This is a genomic window from Paenibacillus chitinolyticus (assembly GCF_045038035.1).
GTDB lineage: Bacteria > Bacillota > Bacilli > Paenibacillales > NBRC-103111 > Paenibacillus_F > Paenibacillus_F chitinolyticus_A.
Genome location: NZ_CP173427.1, coordinates 2,898,438 through 2,907,963, shown reverse-complemented (window position 1 = coordinate 2,907,963; position 9,526 = coordinate 2,898,438). Strand labels below are relative to the sequence as shown.

General features: G+C 49.1%; 11 protein-coding genes. 4 read left to right on the top strand and 7 right to left on the bottom strand.

Annotated features, from left to right (window positions below):
* Positions 1-9: 9 nt before the first annotated feature.
* The 3 genes from panD to ACI48J_RS13155 form a co-directional block, all read right to left on the bottom strand.
* Positions 10-393: an aspartate 1-decarboxylase gene (gene panD / locus ACI48J_RS13165; RefSeq protein WP_009674847.1), complete on the bottom strand. Its 384-nt coding sequence runs from the start codon at positions 391-393 to the stop codon at positions 10-12.
* Positions 394-1,064: 671 nt separating this feature from the next.
* Positions 1,065-1,694, bottom strand: coding sequence for a hypothetical protein (locus ACI48J_RS13160; protein ID WP_405083105.1), 630 nt, complete (start codon positions 1,692-1,694; stop codon positions 1,065-1,067).
* A gap of 121 nt (positions 1,695-1,815) precedes the next feature.
* Positions 1,816-2,400: a TetR/AcrR family transcriptional regulator gene (locus ACI48J_RS13155; protein WP_405083104.1), complete on the bottom strand. Its 585-nt coding sequence runs from the start codon at positions 2,398-2,400 to the stop codon at positions 1,816-1,818.
* A gap of 159 nt (positions 2,401-2,559) precedes the next feature.
* Between ACI48J_RS13155 and ACI48J_RS13150 the strand changes: the two genes are divergently transcribed.
* Positions 2,560-4,032, top strand: a complete 1,473-nt coding sequence (locus ACI48J_RS13150) for an MFS transporter (RefSeq protein ID WP_405083103.1) — start codon at positions 2,560-2,562, stop codon at positions 4,030-4,032.
* Between the two features lie 740 nt (positions 4,033-4,772).
* On the opposite strand, the gene ACI48J_RS13145 is transcribed toward ACI48J_RS13150, so the two are convergent.
* From ACI48J_RS13145 to ACI48J_RS13135, 3 genes are all read right to left on the bottom strand, one after another.
* The gene (locus tag ACI48J_RS13145) at positions 4,773-5,018 is read right to left on the bottom strand and encodes a hypothetical protein (protein ID WP_405083102.1); all 246 of its coding nucleotides are present in this window, start codon (positions 5,016-5,018) and stop codon (positions 4,773-4,775) included.
* Positions 5,019-5,276: 258 nt separating this feature from the next.
* Positions 5,277-5,624: a hypothetical protein gene (locus tag ACI48J_RS13140; protein WP_405083101.1), complete on the bottom strand. Its 348-nt coding sequence runs from the start codon at positions 5,622-5,624 to the stop codon at positions 5,277-5,279.
* 56 nt (positions 5,625-5,680) lie between these two features.
* Positions 5,681-5,962 (bottom strand): hypothetical protein, encoded by a 282-nt coding sequence (locus ACI48J_RS13135; protein WP_405083100.1) that lies wholly within the window; start codon positions 5,960-5,962, stop codon positions 5,681-5,683.
* A 224-nt stretch (positions 5,963-6,186) separates the two neighbouring features.
* Between ACI48J_RS13135 and ACI48J_RS13130 the strand changes: the two genes are divergently transcribed.
* The gene (locus ACI48J_RS13130) at positions 6,187-6,804 is read left to right on the top strand and encodes a TetR/AcrR family transcriptional regulator (RefSeq protein WP_405083099.1); all 618 of its coding nucleotides are present in this window, start codon (positions 6,187-6,189) and stop codon (positions 6,802-6,804) included.
* Between the two features lie 373 nt (positions 6,805-7,177).
* On the opposite strand, the gene ACI48J_RS13125 is transcribed toward ACI48J_RS13130, so the two are convergent.
* On the bottom strand, positions 7,178-8,116 hold the full coding sequence (locus ACI48J_RS13125) for an AraC family transcriptional regulator N-terminal domain-containing protein (protein ID WP_405083098.1): 939 nt from the start codon (positions 8,114-8,116) through the stop codon (positions 7,178-7,180).
* A 222-nt stretch (positions 8,117-8,338) separates the two neighbouring features.
* Between ACI48J_RS13125 and ACI48J_RS13120 the strand changes: the two genes are divergently transcribed.
* Positions 8,339-8,593 carry an Atu4866 domain-containing protein gene (locus ACI48J_RS13120; RefSeq protein WP_326053390.1) on the top strand — a complete coding sequence of 85 codons (255 nt, stop codon included), beginning with the start codon at positions 8,339-8,341 and terminating at the stop codon, positions 8,591-8,593.
* Positions 8,594-8,670: 77 nt separating this feature from the next.
* On the top strand, positions 8,671-9,408 hold the full coding sequence (locus tag ACI48J_RS13115) for an SDR family oxidoreductase (RefSeq protein ID WP_405083097.1): 738 nt from the start codon (positions 8,671-8,673) through the stop codon (positions 9,406-9,408).
* The last annotated feature ends 118 nt before the right edge of the window (positions 9,409-9,526 follow it).

The window sequence follows — 9,526 nt, the reverse complement described above, 5'->3', positions numbered from 1 at the left end:
TATCTTTTATCACACCGTAGTGGAATGCAGTTCTTGATAATCCTCCGTTACGATGCGATTATGCTCGTCCATAATGACGACATGCGGACGATACGTGCGGGCTACCGATTCCTCCATCATCGCGTAAGAAATAATAATGACGCGGTCGCCCGGCTGCACCAGTCTGGCAGCGGCGCCGTTCAAGCAAACCATACCCGAGCCTCTAGGTCCGGTTATGACATACGTCTCCAGCCTGGCTCCGTTATTAATATTGACAACTTGCACTTTCTCGTTCTCCAGGATGTTCGATGCATCCAAAATATCCTGAGCGATGGTTATGCTTCCTACATAATTCAAATTGGCCTCTGTCACGACAGCCCGATGAATTTTGGACTTATGCATCTCTCTAAACATGAATACACTCTCCTTATGGAGTAGTTTGGGAAAATTAAAACGTATTAATTTCTAGAACGAACGTTATTGTCCAAATATTCTTTTTAAGGAACATTCAGAGTGGAAACAAACTTACATTGTTGCTTTGTCAAAAAGAACAATCTGGAGCAATCAAGCCGTTCAAAAACGAAGTTCTGCGGCAAACTGGTGCCCAAGTGGTTGTTTGTACGGAGTAAGCAAGTTCATACTTATGTGCGGGATCAAGCTGAATGGGGATTTCATGCGATTGTGAGGGGGCATGTTGACTGGCAAGTTTATGCTTTTTGTGTGGAATCTTGCTGATTGGGTAAGCCCATGCTTTTGGATGAGGTCATGCTGATTAGGCAGGTTATGCTCTTGTGGGGGTTCTAGTTGATAGACAATTCTGAAGCAGAAACAAAAAACGTGGCTTTGTACATGGCAGCAGCTCATCATACAGACGATTCAGTGCTGCGAAGGGGGAGAATCATGCTGTGTAACCAGATGTAGCGGTAATGAACTAAAGTGTTGCAGCGCGATAAATACTTTTCTCATGAAAATGAAATCGCTTGCAACTTACCTTTATAGTAGTGCTAAACCTTTGCTTTCGATAGGGTGATAATCTTACAATAATGGGGGAAATTCTTTTATTTTTTAACTTATTTTGGTTAAATCTACCAAATATTAAGAGCTCCATGTAAAAAAACATTTCCTCTCTTGCTTGAAAACAGGAGCTTGACAAACAATAACAGATTAAAAATCGAAACTTTGTAACGAAGGGATTGGCGGCAATAGCGGAGCGCTTTTTTACGGTCGTAACGGTTCAAATAGCTGAGCGTATAATATTTACTTGCGATGCCGATGTCAATGTAAGAGAGCTGTTTCGCTTTCTTGCTGACGGAATCGGACTGAGCGACCAAATCCCGGATATGCTTGCGCACCTTGATAGATTTGAAGCTAAGTCCCTCAATTTTTTTATATATTTCTTCATTGAGATGAATCGTATCAGGATCAAGCTGCCAGCGGTCGCAGAAGAAGTAGAGGCTGTCGGGAGACTCCCGGTAGACGGAATGAGGTTTGGTTTGCAGCGCAATTCTGTATTTGTCGAAAAAACGGAGCAGATAAGTCGTATCTTCCCCCAGATAAAAATTTTCGTTGATCAAGCCGACTTCGTCCAGCAGCTCCCGGCGGAATACCATCGTGTTCAGTTGAAAAAAATTGCGCGTATGCGACAAAAACGCCTCGAACAATCCTTCTTCAAGTACAATCGTATCTCCGTCATTCCATGTTTCGAAAACCTCCACCCCCACTTTGCTTCTTACGTGGCGATGGAGGCTTTTCATTTTCAGCTTAACGCAGTTTCATGCGGTAACTCGATTTTCATTTTTAAGCGAATATGGCCTCCTGCGAAATGAATATCGTCCGTTATCCGCGTTGGCTGTCCGGAGTGAGCTGCTTCTCCAAGAGCAGCTCCGCAGCCTTCCGGAAATACTCCGGATCAAACTCGGACCTATCCAAGTAGCTCTTCATGACGAATCCGTCATACAACATTCTCAGCTGCGCAGTCAGCTCCTCGGGCTGTCGTGCCCCGCCTTCCCTTGCAAGCTCTAGAACCCGAGACCAGAAACTCCTCTGGATGCCCAGCAATTTGATGTGGGCGGGGTGATCCGGATCCGGGAATTCGACCGCCGCGTTCAAGAACGGACACCCCCGGTAATCCGGCATCCCCATCTGTTCGGTCACATCGCGAATGAGGGTGTCGAGCTGTTCCTTAGGGGAGTTCGGATACAGCTGCCTCAGTCTTTCCAGTTTTTCTACTTTTAGTTCATCCCTAGATTCGAGATAAGCAACCGCCAGATCATCTTTCGTCGCGAAACTTCGATAGAAGCTTGCCTTGGCAACGCCGGATTCCTTAATAATCCGATCGATGCCGACGGCCCGTATCCCCTCCATATAAAACAACTCGGAGGCGACCCGTAGTATACGATCTCTAGCCGATTCTTTTTGCATATTCGACCCCCGTCTCTATAGGTTTGGAAAAAAGTGTGTTGACACGAGACAGATCTGTCTGTATCATTTCATCGTGAAGAGACAGACCTGTCTCCTCCATTATATGAAATCCTCTCGCCTCCTGTCAATCGAGCGAGTAGTGAGAAAGGGGAACTTTCTATGCCCAGTACACTTTCGGACGCTTCCGCCCAGGTGGTGCGGACTCGCGACCCCGTCTCCAAAGGAGACGGGCGCAGATCGCGTCTGATGCTACCGGCTCTGCTTTTGCCTGTATTTATGGCAGTGGCGAACGCGTTCATCGTGAACGTAGCCACGCCTTCGATCCAAAAAGGGCTCGGGGCCAGCTTCGCCGATGTACAATTCATGCTCACCGGATATACTCTTACGTTCGCCGTTCTGCTGATTATCGGCGCCCGGCTGGGCGATCGGTTTGGGCGCCGGAGAATGCTGTTCATCGGAGTGGCCTTATTCACGATTGCTTCTCTGTTATGCGGCTTATCTGCCCACGTCACTCTGCTCATTGCGTCGCGCGTTGTCCAAGGCGTCGGCGCCGCTCTGTTTATGCCGCAGATCTTATCCCTCATTCAGGCCAATTATCCTCCGGAACGTCGGGGTGCGATCTTCGGCATGTATGGAGCGACCCAGGGAATCGCGGCGACGGCCGGGCAGATAATCGGCGGTCTGCTTCTCCGCATGAATTTGTGGGATCTGGATTGGAGAGCGGTGTTCCTGATCAGCGTCCTGTTCGGGGCTCTCATATTGGCCCTGATTCCGTTTATTCCGGAATCCGGCTCGCCGGATCGCTCCCGACTGGATTGGATTGGAGCCGCACTCGCCGCGGCCGGCTTGCTGATGCTCGTCTATCCGCTCGTGCAGGGACAGCGTCAAGGATGGCCCGCCGGCCTCGTCGTCAGTTTGCTCTTGTCGGCCCCTGTGTTGGTTTTGTTCGCCTGGTACGAATGGCGACTGTTGCGCCGCGGGCGGCTCCCGTTTATGAATGTCGATCTCTTTAGACATAAGGTGTTCACGTTCGGCATTCTCGTCGTGCTGCTGTTGATGTCGACGCAGGGCGCCTTCTTCCTTGTCGCCGCCTACATGCTTCAGCTTGGACTTCATTTCTCGGCTTTGCAAGCAGGCCTTGTAATCGGGGCGATGGGAATGGGCTATTTCCTCGCATCGCTGTTCTCTTCCCGAGTCACTGCGAAGCTTGGAGCCCATGTGCTGACCGTCGGTTCCATCTTGACGACAGCAGGTTACCTGCTGCTTAGCTGGGCGGTCCGAACGACCGGAATTTCATCCGATATCGGCCTGTGGATCCCGGCTCTAGCTGTGCTCGGCATCGGTCAAGGCTTAGTCGCCGCGCCACTGACCAATATCGTTTTGGCGAAAATCCGCACAACGGACATCGGCTCCGCATCCGGTGTCATGACAACCAGCATACAGATCGCTTCTACGATCGGAATCGCCCTGATCGGCATCGTTTGGCTTAGCGCTCTTGAAGCCCATACCGGCTCGGTATCCGCCTATTCCGACGCGTTTAACATTTGCCTAAATGTGCTGGCCGCCGTCACTGTGCTCATCCTGCCGCTGTCATTGATGCTGGCGGGGCGAACCGGAGCCCGTCGATCGTGAGAGTAAAGAAACCCGCCGGCAATGAGGCCGCTGAAGAATCATAGTTCGCAATATTTTCCGTCAAACATTTTGGAAAGCAATCAAACGGTTAAGGAAAGCAAAAAGGATTGTCAATTATAACAATCCTTTTTGCTTCACAGCCCGTTGAGAAATCCTCAACAGGCTATTTCTTATTTATCCATTCACCTTATGAATCTTAAACTAGACGGCAACTGCATGTTTCGCTCCAAACTAAGCCAATCACAGTCGCGCTTTAGGGTACAAGTTCTTGTCCTTAAACGGATAACGTTGCAAGTTCTTGTTTTGGACAGAGCCCTTCGTAATAATACGAAGGGAATCTGTACCGACTCCCGCAGGAACGCACTGCCTTTACCAGGTAATGGCGGCTCTCGGCAGAGGTGTACATGACCGGCTGCTTGGGAAGGGACCTCAGTCCCTCTTTGGCATAGGACGAAAAATGATGTAGCAGTGCGGTCAGTACGGCCGTCAGATTTGCTTCCGCTCCCCCCGTTGTAAATGCCCCATCCGCTGCATCTGCTGAATTAAACCGAGAAAATCTAGGTTTTCATATCGAAACGGTGAATAGAGATTCAAACCGTATCGATATGAATATTTTCATGGAAGAGCTGCTGCAGTGCCGTTTCCATTTGCAGCTTGTACGAATCTTTCAGATCCGGCCACTCCACATCCATTAAGATATTCCACGCTTCCCCGTTCGAATCGGTCTTGATTTGACTGTGCTAACTTCCCTGCACGTTATAAGTCTTGCCTCCGTCTTTGCCCATGCTCCAAGATGGTCCCTCGTTCAACGTGTATGCGCCGCCCGTGATTTTTTTCACCAGATTGCTTGCCAACGGAATGTCTTTCATCGATTCTGCCATAGCCGGCGAAGCCAGACTTCCACCGATAACCGTCACTCCCAAGACTGCTGTGGCCGATGTTAACGCCAGCATTTTTTTCAGAGACTTACCCGATTTGTTTTTCATGTTTCTCGCTCCATTCTGTTTGTTTGATTCGTTTCCGATTACATAACTAGAACGAACGAGAAGGCCGGATTCGTGACAAGAAAGAAAATAAGTCTATAAAAGGATGGCATATCCGTAATCGTGTTTTAAGGGAAATAAGCTGTTCGCCTTGGGTGCAGTCCGGATCGTACCGCATCCGAAACAACAAAATCGCTGAGCCAAAAGACCGGGTATCTTACTCCCCGGTCTCGCGAAAACATCGTTCGCGCTTACTTATATTTAAAACTTCAATATGCCGTTTGCATCTACCAACCCAAGCCGATAGGCTCTTTCAATCGCCTCATAACGTTTGCGGGCAAATAAGCTTTCCCCGTTTTGCTGCAGGTAGAAGCGATTGGTCTCTTCTTCCTCGCGAGGCACGTTCCGTGTAGGAACGCTATCCGGCTGCTGGTTCTGAAGCGCATCCATGAATTGCTGAAACGTCATGGAATTCGAATTGGAAGACAACGGGCCGCCTTTTAATTCGTTTTGAAAACGATTAACCAGAGTTAATTTTGTATAAGCGGCAAACTCCGGTATAAATTGTCCATCTCTTAAAGCGTTTACCGACGAGGGATAGTTGATCATCGCGGTTTCCTCAATTCATTAGTAATAGATGTCGTTTATGCTCTTAGTCCTCTCAGCTACAGTATGGCAGCCTGATAAAGAAGGAAGATTTGGAGCGCCGCAAAAAAGTAAACAGCCCACCCCGCTCTGTAGTAAAACGCGTTTGACCAAAGACATACGACCATAACAACAGGCAAAATAAACAAACCTAAAAATTTATTGACCAGCCAATCCGATCCTTGTCCCAGAACGAAATGAATGGGGATTTGCATGGGACAAAAAATGCACACGATCACTGCCGCGACAAAAGAAAGTACGGTGACACCCAGCAGTGTTTTACGATGAAAAAGGATATTCATAAGCGTTCGCCTGCCTTATTATTTTTTTTGCATGGACAGCTTTTCAACTGTCAGCTTACGTGCTGTAATCTTACTTCGTTGGCCGAGTCAGCCCTGTTCTCATCAATCCAATGGTACAGAGCGGATCCGTCTGAGTGCATAAATACTAAAACAATAGGTAATTTAAATACTATTTGGTATATTAATACTATACAGTATAATTGTTAAGAGAGGGAGAACGAGGTATGGCAAGACGTAGATTAACACAGGAAGAGCGGAAGAAAGAAACACGGCAGCTGCTCCTGGAATCCGCCGTAGAAACATTTGCACAATTAGGTTTTCACGGGGCTTCCGTCGATAAAATCGCCGAATTTGCCGGTTTCAGCAAAGGGGCGGTATATGCCCACTTCCAATCCAAAGAGGAGCTTTTCCTCGCTATACTAGAGCAGCAAATGCAGCTGCATGTGTATAAAATCAAGCAAGTCATCGAGCAGCAGCATTCCTTGAGTCAGTTTATCGAGACGATGGATTCCTATTTCGATTCGGCCCGGCAGGAAAGCAAACGATGGAGCATCCTGAACATGGAATTTCTGCTCTATGCCATGCGTGAAGAATCGGCCCGCGTTAAATGGTCCGACATGATCTCGCAAACCATCAATCAAATTTCCCAATCGATCGGAAACTTGTTGGCGACGGAAAAGCACGGGTCCACTTTATCCGCGGACGAAATGGCATGGACCCTTCTGTCGCTCGAGAACGGCATGGCAGTATTCTACTCTATCAGCGAGGATCGCGTGCCCCTTAATTTGTACGGAAAAGCCCTGCAAAACATCTTCCTTTTCCCTAAACCGGGAACAAGCTAGACGCGGTTAGGATGGATCGCACGGCCGTACACCGACTATTCTGAATCGCCGGCGTCTTACACCCCTTTCGAAGAAGAACGGAGGCACATAGATGGCAAGTAATTTTTCTCCACTTCTTCACAATACAAAAAGGTCCTTCTGCCTAGCGCAGAACGGACCTTCCTTCTTTTCCGGGGTAATCAATGCACAGGGTTATCGAAGATTTATCTTGTACCGCTTATATTTAGAATTATTCATCTACCGACCCTGAGATGGACGTACGTGATACCCTTGCGATCGGCAATGAATCCATTTTATTGTCCATATACGGAAAACGATACAAGGTCTCATCCTTGTCACCCGCAATTCTCGATATGTCAACATGATGATCCGGCTATCCTTCATTTATCTCCTCGGAAACTGTCATTTCGTTAACAAGGGAGCCGCGTAAACGGCCAATGTCCCGGACTGGCGGCTGCCCAAACATCCGCGCGTATTCCCGGCTAAAATGAGACGGGCTTTCGTATCCAACCTGAAACGCAGCTTCCGCCGCATTAATCGATCCGGAGAAGAGCAGGCGGCGCGCCTCTTGTAATCGGATATGCTTTTGAAACTGGATCGGACTCATCCCCGTGACTCCCTTAAAATAATCGTGCAAAGACGAGGCGCTCATATGGGCCTCTGCCGCTAATTCGTCTACGCGCAGGGGCTGGGCAAAATCGCGGTTAAGCTTCTCGACGACCCTCGCGATTCGCTGCGCATGGCTTCCGATGACAGCAAATTGCTTCAAAGACGCATTGTTTTCGTGCTGTAGTACCCGGTAAATGATCTCCCGAATGAAATAAGGCGCAAGCACCGGGATATCCTGCGGCGTTTCCACCAGTTTCACAAGCCGCAGCACCGCATCCAGGAGCGTATCGTTCATCCGGTTCACCTTCAACCCGCGACTGGCCTCATTCCTTGCTCGTATGGCCTCTCCAAATACCTGAATGACATCAAGAATCTGGTTCATATCGAATAGGATCTGGAGGCTTAAGTATGGCGTTTCTCTCGAAGCTTCCATCACTTGTCCAGTAATCGGCAACTGTACCGAAGCGGTTAAATAGCTGCTTGGATCATACTGGTAAACCTCTTGCCCCAACATAACCATTTTGGAACCCTGCGCCACGATGCAAAGGGAGGGTTCAAAGACAGAGTAAACCGGCTCGGACAATCGGGAAGCACGAATCAAGCGTAAACCGGGAACTTGCGTGTCATGCGTCCCGTCTTCCGGTGTGAATTTCTTGATGATCTGCAGCAGTTCTCCCCTTTGTTTCTCGAACCATTCATCCATCCTCTTCGTCCCCCTTTTCCTTTTATCCGTACTAAAATTTAATTTTATCTTTTCCTGGAGGATTAGGCAATCATCTCGTATGTTCCTGCTACCGCCTAGCTTTTCGCTGATACGATAATGAACATGTAACAAATGCGTTGCACAGTACGAAGTTCGAAACCATGGAACCGGTGACTAGGTAGACACAATCCAGGATTCGTAAATGAAAGGAGAAGATTCTAAATGAGTACTCAAAACGTAAAACCCCATCCCTATGTCGGAATGTGGGTGACAAAAGACGGTTATATCCGGCATGAACTGCTGCCGACTGGCCGGTATGACGAAGCGCGCGGAAAACGGAAGAGCGCTTATCAAGGCCAATATACCCTAGTAGGCGACCATATCGAATATGTGGATGATACAGGCTTTAGAGCGGACGGCGATTTTCGCGATTCGGTGCTCTATCACGCCGGCATGGTTCTTTACCGTGAAAAATAACAGGAATTTCGATTATCATCACACGTTAATTTAATGAGATCAACTGGAATGAATCCATTCAAAAGGAGTCATGTACAATGTCCGAAATCAATGGAAAAGTAGTTGTGATTACAGGAGCAAGTAGCGGGATCGGCGAAGCAACGGCGAAGCTTCTTGCCAGCCGGGGGGCCCATGTCGTCATTGGGGCCCGACGCGTGGAAAGACTGGCATCTCTGGCATCCCACATTGAGGCCGAAGGAGGTTCCGTCGCTTATCAACAGCTGGACGTTACGAATATCGGTCAGATGCAGGCGATCATCCGCTTGGCGCAGAGCCGGTTTGGCCGGGTCGATGTGGTAGTAAACAATGCCGGTGTAATGCCTCTCTCTCCCTTGGAAGCCTTGAAAATCGACGAATGGAACCGCATGATCGACGTCAACATCCGCGGTGTTCTGCACGGCATTGCAGCGGGTCTACCCATTATGAAAGAGCAGCAATCCGGTCATATGATTAACGTAGCCTCCATCGGCGCCTACGCAGTCACGCCAACGGCAGCGGTATATTGTGCGACCAAATACGCCGTTCGTGCCATCACGGAAGGTTTACGGCAGGAGGTTGGCAGCAGCATCCGGGTAACACTCGTTTCTCCCGGTGTGACGGAGTCTGAGCTCGCTGAGAGCATTTCAGACGAGGAGGCGAAGGAAATGATGAAAACGTACCGGCGCGACGCCCTCCCGGCTTCCGCCATAGCCCGCGCCATCACTTATGCGATAGAGCAGCCGGCAGACGTCGACGTGAACGAACTGGTCGTCCGGCCAAAGGCCCAGCTTGCCTGACGCTGTCATTGAACCCTCCCCACACCTACCGCTCCTATGCGGTTGAGGCAGCCACTCACGTAGCTGGAGGAAGTTCCCTTTTGAATTTCGGAGGGCACGGTTTAACGTATATAAGGGA